This window comes from Pseudomonas sp. NBRC 111131 (assembly GCF_001320525.1).
GTDB lineage: Bacteria > Pseudomonadota > Gammaproteobacteria > Pseudomonadales > Pseudomonadaceae > Aquipseudomonas > Aquipseudomonas ceruminis.
Window position 1 is genome coordinate 17,569 of record NZ_BCBH01000007.1, and the last position, 12,873, is coordinate 30,441.

A 12,873-nucleotide genomic window follows, 5' to 3' on the forward strand; every position below is an offset into this window, starting at 1 on the left:
CGTTCAAGCCCTCCAGGCCCGGCCAACCCGCTCCTATAACCGGTTTACACCCTTCAGCGCTGACGCACGACCTTGCGTTGGCAGTCTTCTGGCCGCAACACCCGCCCATCCTGAGCTCGTACCTGCAAGGTCTCGACCACTTGCCCTGTGGCCCTGTCCAGTAACGCTGAGCGCGTTTCCCCCGGCTCGAACTGAAACCGCTCCCCCCACTGGCGCAGCCCCACCACGATCGGAAACACCGAGCGCCCCTTGTCGGTAAGCACGTACTCCTTGTACGCACTGCCATCCGAGGCAGGCTGCAATTGCAGCAAGCCGCTTTCCACCAGCAGTTTCAGCCGCGAAGCGAGGATGTTCTTCGCCAACCCGAGGTTTTTCTGAAACGCGCTGAAGCGGCACAAGCCATCGAAGGCGTCGCGCAGGATCATCATCGCCCAGCGGTCACCCAACACCTCCAGGGCACGCGCTACAGGGCATTGGGCATTCACTTCATCAAGCATTGGGCAGGCCTTCCTGAGTCTCTGGTTGCAGATTAAAACCACATTTGTTAAATAGCCAGTAAGTGGTTTCGATTAAAAACCAGATTCAATGGAGCTGGCCTGATGACACGCTGGATTACCTTGCTGCTTGCCGCCACCTGCGCCATGGCGGTTGCCACGGTGTACTTCGCTCAACCTTTGCTCGAGTCAATTGCCACTGACCTGGGGATCGCTCAGGCGCGCATAGGCTGGGTCGTCGGCGCCACCCAGGCGGGCTATGCACTGGGGCTGATCCTGATAGTGCCGCTGGGCGACCTGATTGACCGTAAACGCTTGGTGCTCGGCCAACTGCTGGTCGCCGCGCTGGCGCTGGTGGGCGTAGGCTTTGCGCAGGCCTGGGCGATACTGTTGGCCGCCCTGGCCGTGGTAGGGCTGATGGCGGTGATGGTGCAAGTGATGGTGGCGCATGCCGCGACCCTTGCCACACCCGCCCGCCAGGGGCAGGCGGTGGGTACGGTTACCAGCGGTGTGGTGCTGGGCATTCTGCTGGCGCGCCTGGTGTCCGGTGCGCTGGCCGATCTTGCCGGTTGGCGCAGCGTCTACTTCGTGGCAGCGGGGGTGTTGCTGTTGATGGCCCTGGTGCTTTGTTACTCCATGCCAGGCGGCGGCCGCCCAGCGCATCGCTTGGGTTACCTGGCGCTGATCGGCTCGCTGTTCAGCCTGTATCGCCAAGACCGCCTGCTGCGGCGGCACGGCCTGTTTGCCCTGTTGATATTCGCGGCGTTCAGCGTGCTATGGAGCAGCATGGTCTTGCCGCTGGGCGCTGCGCCGCTGGCGCTGAGCCACACCGAAATCGGTCTGTTCGGCCTGGCAGGCATTGCGGGTACGTTAGCCGCTTCACGCGCCGGCCGGTTGGCTGACCAAGGGCTGGGCGAACGCACCCTGGGCATGGCGCTGGCGCTGCTGACACTTTCATGGCTGCCTACCGCCTTCGTCGAGCAGTCCTTGATGGCTTTCACGTTGGGCGTGCTGATGCTGGATTTTGCTGTGCAAGCCGTCCACGTCACCAACCAGAGCCTGCTGTTGGCCGGGCGTACGGGTATGGCCAGCCGACTGATCGGCGCCTACATGTGCTGCTATTCGATTGGCAGTGGGTTGGGAGCGGTGCTGGCGAGTTGGGTCTATGCCCAATGGGGATGGGGTGCAGTGTGCGCACTGGGCGTAGCAATCAGTGCGGCAGCGTTGGGCTACTGGCGGTTGTCACGACCAGAGAGGGCGACCGAGGTCGCCCTCCCGTGTTCCGATCAGAACTTGTAGCCAAGGCCGACCATGTAAACCCACGGGTCGACGTCCACGTCGACCTTGGTCTTGCTGTAGCCCAGTGCGGTCGGGCCGTTGACGCTGGCCTTGGTGTCGATGTCGACGTACCAGACAGAGGCGTTGATCAGCAGGTTGTCGGTGAGCATGTAGTCCATGCCCAGCTGGCCGGCGATGCCGACCGAGTCCTGCAGCTTGAGGTTGCTGAAGCCTTGTTCCTTGCGTGCGCTGCTCAGGTCTTCATCGAAGAACAGGGTGTAGTTGATGCCCACGCCCGCATAGGGCTGGAAGCGCGAGCTTGGTTCCATCGGGTAGTACTGCACGGACAGCGTCGGTGGCAGTTGCTTGATGTCGGCCAGCTTGCCGTCCAGGCCGCCGCCCAGGCCCTTGACGCCTACGGTGTGTTTGAATGGCGTGGCGGCCAGCAGCTCCAGGCCGATGTGGTCGGTGAGCATGTAGGCGAAGGTCAGGCCCAGTTGGGTGTCGCTGTCCAGGGTTGCCTTGGTGCCCGACACCTTGTTGCCGTCGAACTTCAGGTCGCTGCTGTTTTCGTTCGGGGCGGTGGTGATGGCGCCTGCGCGCAGGATCATATCCCCCGCCTGATAGGCGTGGGCGGCAGGGGCGGCGAGCGCAAGGGCCACGAGTGAGGCGCCGAGCAAGGACTTGTTCATGGAAGCTCCCAAAGGACATTAGTAATCGAGTAGTCCAATGGTACGGAGCTGTCTAAACGGAAAGTTTGACCCAGCTCAAAGAAGCGTATTCAAGAATTCGAAACAGTTCTCACTTGAGCTCATAAGCGTATATTTTCTCGGCCTCCATCTGGTAACCGGCATCGGCCAGTTCGCTGCTGGAGGCTCTGACCTGCATCTTTCCTTCGATCCAGTAGGGCTGGTAGAGGTCTTCGACGCGTACGCCCATCTCACTGAAGATGTGCACGATCTGGTTGGAAGGCGGTGGTGGCACATGGATGCAGGCGCCGTAGTAAGGCACCAGCAGAAACTCGGTGGTACGGCCTTCTTCGCTGACTTCCAGCGGCACGATATAGCCGGGTAACTTAATCTGCTGGCCATCCAGGCTTTTCACCACCGGGGCGTCGGGTGCTTGCTGGCGAGCCGGCGGCGCCGACTCGACGGACAGCGCGTTGCTCAACTGCGACATGTCGTGCAGGGGCGTGAGTTGCGGTGGAATGATAGGCGCGCCCTCGGGGATCAGGGCAGGCCAGTCGAGTTCCCGGGGCTCGGCTGCCCAGCAAGGCAACGCCAGTGCAATCAGCATCAGAAGGACCAGTTGCACTGGCCTCTTCGCGGGTGAGCCCGTGGCCACAGGCTGCGCCGAAGCCCCTGTGGAGGCAGGCTTGCGCGCGAAGAAGGCGATGAGGTCTACGGTCATGACGGGCTCTCAGAGGTGAATCGACAAGCCATCGGCCAACGACTGCCGATAGGCACGCCAGGCCGGTACGCTACCCATCAGCAGCGCTGCGCCGAGGATGATAGCCAGCAATGTCCATTCATGCTCGCTGGGCCAGGCCAGCGGCAGGTACAGGCCATAGTTGGCCTGCACGTAGCCCTGCGCCAGGGCAATCCCGGCATACAACAGCCCAAGCCCCGCCGCGATGCCGGCCCCTGCCAGTGCCAGTGCTTCGAGCACCAGCAGCCCGGCAATGTGCCAAGGCCGAGCGCCAACTGAGCGCAGGATCGCCATCTCGCGGCGACGTTCGTTGAGGCTGGTGAGAATCGCGGTGAGCATGCCGATCAGACCGGTCAGCACGACGAACAGCGACACCACGAACAACGCCTGTTCAGCGGTACCCATCAGGCTCCACAACTCTTGCAGGGCAACCCCAGGCAGGATCGCCAGCAACGGCTCGCTGCGGTATTCGTTGATCTCGCGCTGCAGGCTGAACGTGGCGATCTTGCTGTTCAGGCCGAGCATGAATGCAGTAATGGCGGCGGGCTGCAGGTCCATGGCGCGTGCCTGATCGGCACTGATGCGTGCGGCCCCCCTGGCTGGCACGCCGTTGTGCCAATCGACGTGGATAGCCTCCATGCCAGCCAGGCTGATGTGCAGGGTACGGTCGACCGGTGTGCCGGTGCGCTTGAGGACGCCGACCACGGTGAACGGTTTGTCGTCGTGTTTGACCAGGCTGATGGCAGCGACGCCGTGCGCCAACACCAGCTTGTCGCCGAGCGTGTAATGCAGCGCGTCGGCCACCTCGGCGCCCAGCACCACTTCGAATGGGTCGCCGGCGAACTCACGGCCCTGGCTCAGCGCCAGGTGCTGCCTGCGCCCGTACTGGTAATGGCTGAAGTAGTCCCCGGTGGTGCCCAGCACCCGGTAGCCGCGGTGCGAGTCGCCCAACGAGATAGGGATCGCCCACTTCACCCTGGGGTCCTGAGCGTAATGTTGAAAGCTGTCCCAGCGGATGTTGTTGGTGGCATTGCCGATACGAAACACCGAGTACAGCAGCAAGTTCACCGACCCCGAGCGGGCTCCGACGATCAGGTCGGTGCCGCTGATGGTGCTGGCAAAACTGGCACGGGCTTCGGTGCGCACGCGTTCCACGGCCAGCAGCAGGCACACCGATAGGGCGATGGCGAAGGCGGTCAGGAAAGCGGTGAAACGGCGATTGGCCAGGCTGGCCAGGGCAAGGCGAAGCAGGTACATCAGGCCTCCCGGGGCTTGGCCGTGCGATTGAGCTCGGCCAGGGACAGATGACGGTCGAACAGCGGCGCAAGGCTCTGGTCATGGCTGACGAACAGCAGGCTGGAGCCGGCGGCGCGACACTCATCGAACAACAGGCGGATAAAAGCCTCACGGGTGTCGGCATCCAGCGCCGAGGTCGGTTCATCAGCGATCACCAGCTCGGGTTGGCCGATCAGCGCACGGGCGGCAGCCACGCGTTGCTGCTGGCCGATGGACAGGCTGTCGGCGCGGCGGGCGAGCAGCGCAGGGTCGCCCAGGCCAAGGTGGGCGAGCAGCTCGTTGGCCGCCTGGTCGACACTGCCGTGGCGTTGGCGGGCACGCGCTGCGCGGCTATGCGAGAAGCGGCAGGGCAGCTCGACATTTTCGCGTACCGACAAGAACGGCAGCAGGTTGAACTGCTGGAAGATATAGCCGGTATGGTCGACGCGGAAGCGGTCGCGGGCGCCCTGGCCCAGGGCCCCCAAGTCATTGCCGAGCAACTGGATACGGCCCTGGCCTGGCAGGTTGACGCCCCCCAGCAGGCCCAGCAGGGTGGTCTTGCCACTGCCGCTGGGGCCTTTGAGGAACAAGGCCTCGCCGGCATCCAGGCGAAACGCCGGGATGTCCAGTAGCGGCGGCTGACCTGGCCAGGCGAACACCAGGTCATGCAGTTCGATTAGCGGCTGGCTCATTCAGAACGTGACCACGGCCTTGGCAGGCGAGGTTTCCACGCCCTTCTGCCCACTTGGGCCGATCAGTTGCACGTTGATCTTCTGGGTGGCCGGGAAGGTCTTGAACAGTGGCGTGAGGTCAAGCTGGGTGAGTTTTTCCGGGGCCGAGCAGTTCAGTTGGTAATGAGCGTTGATGTCACTGTGCTGGTGACCATGTTCGTGTTCATCGCCGTCGTCATCTGCTTTTGCCGCATCGCCAAACAGCGGGCTCTGCAGCTCCTGGGCGTCTTCCTTGCAACCAGCGGCCGCCGCCAGGCCGAACAGCTTCAGCGGTTGTTCGAGCAGTTGGCGCACCGCAGCGACCTTGGCCTTGTCGGCATCGCTGGTGGCGCTGTGTTCGAAGCCAACCAGGTTCATGGCCGGGCTGTCCAGTTCCAGTTCCAGGGTGTTGCCGTCCAACACAGCATTGAGCTTGGCCACGCCGTGCTCGTGTGCAGCGAGCGTACCGTGGGCGTGGTCATGTTCATCATGGGCATAGGCCGCGACAACGGGCAGCAGGGCGAACGGCAGGGCGAGCAGCAGGCGACGCATGGAGGACTCCAGGAGCGGGCTGAGGATGATTTGGTAATGTTATAACAACTTTTCTCGTTGCCGCCAGCCTGCCTGGCGCAGGTTTCATGTTGCTGTAGCATGGCAACATTGACTGGGCGTGAGGGAGTGCATCGTGAGAATTCGTGGACAGATTGGTGACTGGCCGGTGGACCTGACTATCGAGCTTGAGCCGGCGGAATGGGCCCAGCTGGGGCGGCAGCTCGAAACGTCTGCCGGTACCGAGGCTGCGCCGTCCACTACGGTAGCGGCGCCGCGCCAGGACGACGGACTGTGGACTGCAGCGCGCGAAGTGCTGCGCGAGGCGGGCCAGATGAATGGGCCGCAGCTATTGGACCGTCTGGAAGGGCTGGCGGGCAGCACCGCTGCAGGCAAGCGGCTGTTGGTGCGGTTGCGACACAGCAGTGAGGTGAAGGTGGAAAGTGGCACGGATGCGCCGGTGTATCACTGGGTCGGCTGAAGGGCGCGTTGCTGGCCCTGTCACCGGGATGGCGGCGACAGGGCCGGAACAGCATCAGAACAGGGCGGAAGACAACCGACGGCGGTACACACCTACTAACGGATGATCGCCACCCAGCAACTCGAACACCTGCAGCATCGCCTTGTGCGGCAACCCGTTCTCATAGCCACGGTTACGCTTGAACAGGTTCAACAGCCCTTCCAGCGCTGCTTCATACTGCTGGCGGGCCAGCTGCTGAATGCTCAGCTGGTAGGCTGCTTCATCATCTTCCGGGTTTTGTGCCAGGCGGCTCTTGAGGTCGGCGACCTCCGGCAGGCTGGCAGCCTGGCGCAGGAAGGTCAGCTGGGCCTTGGCGCCGGCCAGGGCAGCCTTGTGCTCGTCGGTCTTGACCGCGTCCAGCACCACCTGGGCCTCGCCCAGTTCGCCACGCTCGGCCAGGCAGCGGGCGTACAGAATCAGCGCCTCGACATTGCTGTTGTCCTCGCCCAGCAGAGCTTGCAGCAGCGCTTCGGCTTCGGCAAAACGGCTCTCTGCGAACAAACCCTTGGCGTGCTCCAGCGGCGACGCGGTTGGTGCGGCAGGCAACTGCACATGCGGCTCCAGCATGGCGCGGATCGCCGACTCGGGTTGGGCGCCGGCAAAGCCGTCGACCGGCTGGCCGTCCTTGAACAGCACGACGGTCGGCAGGCTGCGGATACCGAACTGGGCGACGACCTGCTGCTCCACGTCACAGTTGATCTTGGCCAGCAGCAGCTCGCCCTGATAGCCCTCGGCGATTTTCGCCAGCAATGGCATCAGCGCTTTGCACGGCGCGCACCATTCGGCCCAGAAGTCCACCAAAACCGGCTTGTGGAAGGAGTTTTCGATGACCAGTTGCTGGAAGTTGGCATCGGTGGCATCGAAGATAAACGGTGTTTCCTGGCTCATCGCGACTCTCGCAAATCCGTGTATGGCATCACTATAAAGGCTCGCGGCTGGCGTGGTACAGGCTGACCCGGCGGAATTCGTGTGGCTCGGCCAGGTCGGGCAGGGTCAGCGCCTCAAGCACCCCCAGTTGCCGGTACAACGGATGGCTGAAGTCGCGTACCCGCGAGTCCGCCACCAGGGCCTGGCGGCCACGCCCCAGAAAGGCGTCGAGCAGCGGCAGGTTGGCGCGGTCATACAGCACATCGGCGACCAGGATCAGGTCGAAACGGTCTGCCTCGGCGAAAAAATCGCTGCTGTAGCCAAGTTCGACCCCGTTGAGCAGGGCATTGGCCCGGCATGCCTGCAGGGCCAGCGGGTCGAGGTCGCAGGCTACCACCTCCGCGGCTCCGGCATGGGCGGCGGCGATACCAGCGATGCCAGAGCCCGCACCAAAGTCGAGCACCCGCTTGCCGGCGACCCAGGCGGGGTTGGCGGCCAGGTAGCGGGCCATGGCCAGGCCGCTGGCCCAGCAAAAACTCCAGTACGGTGGCTCTTCCAGGATGCGCCGGGTTTCGTCGCTGCTGAAGGCACGGTCCATGTTCTGATCGTCGATGAGCCAGAGCTTGAGCGCGCAGTGCGGCAACTCGCTGACGACCAGGCGCGCCTCACCGATCAGGCCACTGAGCGCCTGCTGCAAGGCCAGCGGCGCCACCTACGGTGCCTTCTCGAATTGCAGTGGGCCGGTCGCCTGGGTCTGGGCCTGGGTAATACGCAGCGGCGGCAGGTGCAGGATCAGTTGGCCGGAACGGCTGGCACGGCCGCGCAGTTCGACCCGGGCACCAGCCGGGAAGGCCTCGGGGTTGAACCGCAACTGGTAGGGCAGGGCCTGGCCGGTGCCGGTCAGGGTGCTGCTGGCCAGTAGCTGTTGCGGGCGGCCGCGATCGTCGATGACCAGCAAGGCCAATTCCACGTCGGCACCTGCCGGAATCTCCAGCAGGGTGCCGCTCAGTTCACGTTGATAAGCAGGCAGCGGGCCAAGCGGTACGGCCTTTTTCGCCACCTTGGCGGGCGCGGGCGCCGGGGCTTGCTCGGTGTTCGGCCGGTCGCTGCCACAGGCAGCGAGCAGGGCAGCGCAGCCCAGCACGACAAGCGCTCGATAATGCATGGGGTAGTCCTTCACGGGCAGATTTCCCTTGGATGTTAACCCCTTTGGCTTGTCTTGCCAGTGGGATGCGCTACCATGGCCCTCCCTTTTTTTGTTGCCTGCCACCATGCACTGTCCCTTTTGCGGTGCCAACGACACCAAGGTCATCGACTCGCGCCTGGTCGCCGAGGGCGAACAAGTGCGCCGCCGGCGTGAATGCGTTGCCTGCGGCGAGCGTTTCACCACCTTCGAAACCGCCGAACTGGTGTTGCCCCGGCTGATCAAGCAGGACGGCACCCGCCAGCCGTTCGATGAAGACAAGCTGCGCGCCGGCATGCAGCGTGCGCTGGAGAAACGCCCGGTCAGCGTCGAGCGCCTGGAAGCGGCGCTTGCCCACATCAAGAGCCGGTTGCGCGCCACCGGTGAACGCGAGGTCAAGTCGTTGGTAGTCGGTGAGCTGGTGATGGCTGAACTGCGCAAGCTTGATGAAGTCGCCTACATCCGTTTCGCTTCGGTGTACCGCCGCTTCCAGGACCTCGACGAGTTCCGCGAAGAAATCGACCGCCTGGCCCGCGAGCCGGCCAAAGAGTGAATATGCCGAGCCAGACCGCGATTCTTGACGCCCATTACATGGCCCGCGCCCTCGAACTGGCCCGCAAGGGCGTCTACAGCACCCACCCGAACCCCCGTGTGGGCTGTGTGATCGTCCGCGATGGCGAGGTGGTCGGTGAAGGCTGGCACGTGCGCGCCGGTGAGCCCCACGCCGAGGTGCATGCCTTGCGCCAGGCCGGTGAGCGTGCCCGGGGGGCCTGCGCCTATGTAACCCTGGAGCCGTGCAGCCACCATGGCCGTACTCCACCGTGTGCCGAGGCGCTGGTCAACGCCGGTGTGGCGCGTGTGGTGGCAGCCATGCAGGACCCCAACCCGCAAGTCGCCGGCCAAGGCCTGCGGCGCCTGGCCGAAGCGGGTATCGACGTGGCCAGCGGCGTGCTCGAAACCGAGGCTCGCGCACTCAACCCCGGGTTTCTCAAACGCATGGAGCATGGTCTGCCATTCGTGCGAGCCAAGCTGGCCATGAGCCTGGACGGGCGCACTGCCATGGCCAGTGGTGAGAGCCAGTGGATCACCGGCCCCGCGGCCCGTTCGGCGGTGCAGCGCCTGCGCGCGCGCGCCAGCGCAGTATTGACCAGCGCCACCAGCGTGCAGGCCGACAACGCACGGATGACCGTGCGCGGGGCAGAGCTGGGCCTGGATGAAGCAACCACCGCGCTGGCCCTGAGCCGCACGCCGCTGCGCATCCTGATCGATGGGCGCCTGCGCCTGCCACTGGACGCTCCGTTCTTTCAGGCAGGCCCGGCTCTGGTGGTCACTGCCCAGGGCGATGACCCGCGCTACAGCGCCGCTGGCCATGAGCTATTGAGCCTGCCAGGCACCGCCGGCCAGGTCGACCTGCCCGCACTGATGCAAGCGCTGGCGGCCCGCGGCATCAACGAGATCCTGCTGGAGGCCGGCGCCGGCCTGGTGGGCGCCTTTGCCCGACTAGGCCTGGTCGATGAGTACCAGTTGTTCGTCGCCGGTACCTTCCTTGGCTCCCAGGCTCGCCCATTGCTGGATTGGCCATTGGCGAAGATGAGCGAAGCGCCGCGGCTGAAAATCACCGAAATGCGTGCAGTGGGCGATGACTGGCGGGTCACGGCCGTCCCTCTGCCGGCGCCCGGCGTATAATCCCGAGCTTGCCCCGCGCAATCCGTTTTTGAGGAAGACCCCATGTTCACCGGCATCATCGAATCCATCGGCACCATCCGCAGCCTGACGCCCAAGGGCGGGGACGTGCGCGTCTACGTCGAGACCGGCAAGCTCGACCTCGGTGACGTCAAGCTGGGCGACAGCATTGCCGTCAACGGCGTATGCCTGACTGCCGTCGAGCTGCCTGGCGATGGCTTCTGGGCTGACGTCAGCGTCGAAACCCTCAAGCGCACCGCCTTCATCGACCTCAAGAGCGGCAGCAAGGTCAACCTGGAAAAGGCCCTGACCCCGACCACCCGCCTGGGCGGCCATCTGGTCAGCGGCCACGTCGACGGTGTTGGTGAAATCATCTCGCGCAGCGATAACGCCCGCGCCATCCAGTTCCGCGTGCGCGCACCCAAGGAGCTGGCCAAGTACATCGCCCACAAGGGTTCGATCACCGTCGACGGCACCAGCCTGACGGTCAATGAGGTCAATGGCGCCGAATTCGAGCTGACCATTGTCCCGCACACCCTGTCCGAAACCATCATGGCCGACTACCGCGCAGGGCGTCGGGTGAACCTTGAGGTCGACCTGCTGGCCCGTTACCTGGAGCGCTTGCTGCTGGGCGACAAGGCTGCCGAACCGAGCAAGGGCAGTGGCATTACCGAAAGCTTCCTGGCCGCCAACGGCTTCTTGAAATCCTGATTGAGAAGGGGGTGCCGCGTGGCGCTCAACAGCATCGAAGAACTGGTCGAAGACATCCGCCAGGGCAAAATGGTCATCCTGATGGATGACGAAGACCGCGAAAACGAAGGCGATATCATCATGGCGGCCGAGTGCTGCCTGCCCGAGCACATCAACTTCATGGCCAAGCACGCCCGCGGCTTGATCTGCATGCCGATGACCCGCGAGCGCTGCGAAACGCTCAAGTTGCCCCTGATGGCACCGCGCAACGGTTCGGGCTTCGGCACCAAGTTCACCGTGTCGATCGAAGCCGCCGAAGGCGTTACTACCGGCATTTCCGCTGCCGACCGTGCACGTACCGTGCAGGCCGCCGCTGCCAAGGATGCCAAGGCCGAGGACATCGTCAGCCCGGGCCACATCTTCCCCCTGATGGCTCAGCCTGGCGGCACCCTGGCCCGCGCCGGCCACACCGAGGCGGCGTGTGACCTGGCCCGCATGGCCGGCTTCGAACCCAGCGGCGTGATCTGCGAAGTGATGAACGACGACGGCACCATGTCGCGGCGCGCCGAGCTGGAAGTGTTCGCTGCCGAACACGGCCTGAAAATTGGCACCATCGCCGACCTGATCCACTACCGCATGATTCACGAGCGTACCGTGCAGCGGGTCTCCGAACAGCCGCTGGACAGCGAGCTGGGCCAGTTCAACCTGGTCACCTACCGCGATGCGGTGGAAGGCGATGTGCACATGGCCCTGACCCTGGGCAAGATCTGCGCCGAAGAGCCTACCCTGGTACGGGTGCACAACATGGACCCGCTGCGCGACCTGCTGATGGTCAAGCAGCCGGGCCGCTGGAGCCTGCGCAACGCGATGAGCGCCGTGGCCGATGCTGGCAGCGGCGTGGTCTTGCTGCTGGGCCATCCGCTGGACGGCGATGTGCTGCTGGCGCATATCCGCGAAAGCGCCGGCGATGCACCGACCAAGGTCCCTACCACCTACAGCACCGTGGGTGCCGGTTCGCAGATCCTGCGTGACCTCGGCGTGCGCAAGATGCGCCTGATGAGTTCGCCGATGAAGTTCAATGCGATATCCGGATTCGATCTGGAAGTTGTAGAATACGTGCCCTCCGAGTGACTTGAGGCGGCGCTTGCGCCCTCACGCTCGAGTCCAAACCCTCCCGAGGCCGCCAGTGCGCGGCCTCGCTCTTGAAGATGAGAACATCGGAATGACCCTGAAGACCATCGAAGGTACCTTCATCGCCCCCAAAGGTCGCTATGCTTTGGTGGTTGGCCGCTTCAACAGCTTCGTCGTCGAAAGCCTGGTAAGCGGTGCCGTTGATGCCCTGGTACGCCACGGTGTCAGCGAAAGCGACATCACCATCATCCGTGCCCCGGGTGCGTTCGAAATCCCGCTGGTGGCCCAGAAGGTTGCCCAGCAAGGCGAATATGACGCGATCATCGCCCTGGGCGCAGTGATCCGTGGCGGTACCCCGCACTTCGAGTACGTGGCGGGCGAATGCACCAAGGGCCTGGCCCAGGTGTCCATGGAGTTCGGTGTTCCGGTTGCCTTTGGCGTCCTGACCGTCGATTCCATCGAGCAAGCCATCGAGCGTTCCGGCACCAAGGCCGGTAACAAAGGTGCTGAAGCTGCCCTGTCCGCACTGGAAATGGTCAGCCTGCTGGCGCAGTTGGAGGCCAAGTGATTAGCGACGAAAGCGATCGTTTCAACCCGCGCGATCCAAAACCTGCGGATGCCGGCAAGCCATCGAAGAGCGCCAAGCGCCGCGAAGCCCGCAAGCTCGCGACCCAGGCCCTGTATCAATGGCACATGGCTCAGCATTCGCTGAACGAGATCGAAGCGCAATTTCGGGTCGATAACGATTTTACCGATGTCGACGGTGCCTATTTCCGCGAGATCCTGCATGGGGTCCCGGCAATCAAGGCGGACATCGACAACGCGCTCAAGCCGTGCATGGACATCGCCCTGGAAGAGCTCGACCCGGTCGAACTGGCCGTGCTGCGCCTGTCCACCTGGGAGTTCATCAAGCGCGTCGACGTACCGTACCGCGTAGTGATCAACGAAGGCGTCGAACTGGCCAAGGTCTTTGGCGCCACTGACGGCCACAAGTTCGTCAACGGCGTGCTGGACAAGCTCGCACCTTCGCTGCGCGAAGCAGAAGTCAAGGCGAACAAGCGCTGA

General features: G+C 64.0%; 17 protein-coding genes. 8 read left to right on the top strand and 9 right to left on the bottom strand.

Translation table 11 applies throughout. The annotated features are described in order from the left end of the window. Positions 1–53: 53 nt before the first annotated feature. The gene (locus APH34_RS08840; protein WP_054900802.1) at positions 54–497 is read right to left on the bottom strand and encodes a helix-turn-helix domain-containing protein; all 444 of its coding nucleotides are present in this window, start codon (positions 495–497) and stop codon (positions 54–56) included. A gap of 102 nt (positions 498–599) precedes the next feature. Here APH34_RS08840 and APH34_RS08845 point away from each other — a divergent pair, with 102 nt between their 5' ends. Next, on the top strand, positions 600–1,793 hold the full coding sequence (locus APH34_RS08845) for an MFS transporter (protein ID WP_054900803.1): 1,194 nt from the start codon (positions 600–602) through the stop codon (positions 1,791–1,793). Here the strand turns inward: APH34_RS08845 and APH34_RS08850 are convergent. From APH34_RS08850 to APH34_RS08870, 5 genes are all read right to left on the bottom strand, one after another. Then, positions 1,781–2,464 (bottom strand): OmpW family protein, encoded by a 684-nt coding sequence (locus APH34_RS08850; RefSeq protein ID WP_054900804.1) that lies wholly within the window; start codon positions 2,462–2,464, stop codon positions 1,781–1,783. The two genes, APH34_RS08845 and APH34_RS08850, sit on opposite strands and share 13 nt — an antisense overlap. 109 nt (positions 2,465–2,573) lie before the next feature. Next, a complete protein-coding gene (locus APH34_RS08855; RefSeq protein WP_220462587.1) occupies positions 2,574–3,068 on the bottom strand; it encodes a DUF3299 domain-containing protein in 495 nt (164 codons plus the stop codon). Positions 3,069–3,191: 123 nt separating this feature from the next. After that, positions 3,192–4,457: an FtsX-like permease family protein gene (locus APH34_RS08860; RefSeq protein ID WP_054900805.1), complete on the bottom strand. Its 1,266-nt coding sequence runs from the start codon at positions 4,455–4,457 to the stop codon at positions 3,192–3,194. After that, entirely contained in the window at positions 4,457–5,167 is a 711-nt protein-coding gene (locus APH34_RS08865) for an ATP-binding cassette domain-containing protein (protein WP_054900806.1), read from the bottom strand. The genes APH34_RS08860 and APH34_RS08865 overlap by 1 nt, the downstream gene beginning before the upstream one ends. Beyond that, the gene (locus APH34_RS08870) at positions 5,168–5,737 is read right to left on the bottom strand and encodes a DUF2796 domain-containing protein (protein WP_054900807.1); all 570 of its coding nucleotides are present in this window, start codon (positions 5,735–5,737) and stop codon (positions 5,168–5,170) included. Between the two features lie 133 nt (positions 5,738–5,870). Here APH34_RS08870 and APH34_RS08875 point away from each other — a divergent pair, with 133 nt between their 5' ends. Further along, a complete protein-coding gene (locus APH34_RS08875) occupies positions 5,871–6,215 on the top strand; it encodes a hypothetical protein (RefSeq protein WP_054900808.1) in 345 nt (114 codons plus the stop codon). Between the two features lie 54 nt (positions 6,216–6,269). On the opposite strand, the gene trxA is transcribed toward APH34_RS08875, so the two are convergent. From trxA to APH34_RS08890, 3 genes are read right to left on the bottom strand one after another with little or no spacing between them, the layout of a single operon-like run. Then, the gene (gene trxA / locus APH34_RS08880) at positions 6,270–7,142 is read right to left on the bottom strand and encodes a thioredoxin (protein ID WP_054900809.1); all 873 of its coding nucleotides are present in this window, start codon (positions 7,140–7,142) and stop codon (positions 6,270–6,272) included. Positions 7,143–7,173: 31 nt separating this feature from the next. Next, positions 7,174–7,833, bottom strand: coding sequence for a methyltransferase (locus tag APH34_RS08885; RefSeq protein ID WP_054900810.1), 660 nt, complete (start codon positions 7,831–7,833; stop codon positions 7,174–7,176). Beyond that, positions 7,834–8,286 carry a YbaY family lipoprotein gene (locus APH34_RS08890; RefSeq protein ID WP_054900811.1) on the bottom strand — a complete coding sequence of 151 codons (453 nt, stop codon included), beginning with the start codon at positions 8,284–8,286 and terminating at the stop codon, positions 7,834–7,836. A gap of 106 nt (positions 8,287–8,392) precedes the next feature. Here APH34_RS08890 and nrdR point away from each other — a divergent pair, with 106 nt between their 5' ends. The 6 genes from nrdR (at position 8,393) to nusB (ending at position 12,873) form a co-directional block, all read left to right on the top strand. Beyond that, on the top strand, positions 8,393–8,857 hold the full coding sequence (gene nrdR, locus APH34_RS08895; RefSeq protein ID WP_016393425.1) for a transcriptional regulator NrdR: 465 nt from the start codon (positions 8,393–8,395) through the stop codon (positions 8,855–8,857). A 2-nt stretch (positions 8,858–8,859) separates the two neighbouring features. Beyond that, entirely contained in the window at positions 8,860–9,990 is a 1,131-nt protein-coding gene (gene ribD / locus APH34_RS08900; RefSeq protein WP_054900812.1) for a bifunctional diaminohydroxyphosphoribosylaminopyrimidine deaminase/5-amino-6-(5-phosphoribosylamino)uracil reductase RibD, read from the top strand. 42 nt (positions 9,991–10,032) lie between these two features. Next, on the top strand, positions 10,033–10,698 hold the full coding sequence (locus tag APH34_RS08905; protein ID WP_003255399.1) for a riboflavin synthase: 666 nt from the start codon (positions 10,033–10,035) through the stop codon (positions 10,696–10,698). A gap of 18 nt (positions 10,699–10,716) precedes the next feature. Further along, positions 10,717–11,808: a bifunctional 3,4-dihydroxy-2-butanone-4-phosphate synthase/GTP cyclohydrolase II gene (ribBA, locus tag APH34_RS08910; protein WP_054900813.1), complete on the top strand. Its 1,092-nt coding sequence runs from the start codon at positions 10,717–10,719 to the stop codon at positions 11,806–11,808. A 91-nt stretch (positions 11,809–11,899) separates the two neighbouring features. Then, positions 11,900–12,376 carry a 6,7-dimethyl-8-ribityllumazine synthase gene (gene ribE, locus APH34_RS08915; protein ID WP_008092356.1) on the top strand — a complete coding sequence of 159 codons (477 nt, stop codon included), beginning with the start codon at positions 11,900–11,902 and terminating at the stop codon, positions 12,374–12,376. Continuing rightward, positions 12,373–12,873 carry a transcription antitermination factor NusB gene (gene nusB, locus APH34_RS08920; RefSeq protein ID WP_054900814.1) on the top strand — a complete coding sequence of 167 codons (501 nt, stop codon included), beginning with the start codon at positions 12,373–12,375 and terminating at the stop codon, positions 12,871–12,873. The genes ribE and nusB overlap by 4 nt, the downstream gene beginning before the upstream one ends.

Excerpts from the sequence above, each read along its gene's own strand:
- APH34_RS08840 (WP_054900802.1), bottom strand. The coding sequence starts at position 497 with ATGCTTGATGAAGTGAATGCCCAATGCCCTGTAGCGCGTGCCCTGGAG.
- APH34_RS08845 (WP_054900803.1), top strand. The coding sequence starts at position 600 with ATGACACGCTGGATTACCTTGCTGCTTGCCGCCACCTGCGCCATGGCG.
- APH34_RS08850 (WP_054900804.1), bottom strand. The coding sequence starts at position 2,464 with ATGAACAAGTCCTTGCTCGGCGCCTCACTCGTGGCCCTTGCGCTCGCC.
- APH34_RS08855 (WP_220462587.1), bottom strand. The coding sequence starts at position 3,068 with ATGCTGATTGCACTGGCGTTGCCTTGCTGGGCAGCCGAGCCCCGGGAA.
- APH34_RS08860 (WP_054900805.1), bottom strand. The coding sequence starts at position 4,457 with ATGTACCTGCTTCGCCTTGCCCTGGCCAGCCTGGCCAATCGCCGTTTC.
- APH34_RS08865 (WP_054900806.1), bottom strand. The coding sequence starts at position 5,167 with ATGAGCCAGCCGCTAATCGAACTGCATGACCTGGTGTTCGCCTGGCCA.
- APH34_RS08870 (WP_054900807.1), bottom strand. The coding sequence starts at position 5,737 with ATGCGTCGCCTGCTGCTCGCCCTGCCGTTCGCCCTGCTGCCCGTTGTC.
- trxA (WP_054900809.1), bottom strand. The coding sequence starts at position 7,142 with ATGAGCCAGGAAACACCGTTTATCTTCGATGCCACCGATGCCAACTTC.
- APH34_RS08890 (WP_054900811.1), bottom strand. The coding sequence starts at position 8,286 with ATGCATTATCGAGCGCTTGTCGTGCTGGGCTGCGCTGCCCTGCTCGCT.
- nrdR (WP_016393425.1), top strand. The coding sequence starts at position 8,393 with ATGCACTGTCCCTTTTGCGGTGCCAACGACACCAAGGTCATCGACTCG.
- ribD (WP_054900812.1), top strand. The coding sequence starts at position 8,860 with ATGCCGAGCCAGACCGCGATTCTTGACGCCCATTACATGGCCCGCGCC.
- APH34_RS08905 (WP_003255399.1), top strand. The coding sequence starts at position 10,033 with ATGTTCACCGGCATCATCGAATCCATCGGCACCATCCGCAGCCTGACG.
- ribE (WP_008092356.1), top strand. The coding sequence starts at position 11,900 with ATGACCCTGAAGACCATCGAAGGTACCTTCATCGCCCCCAAAGGTCGC.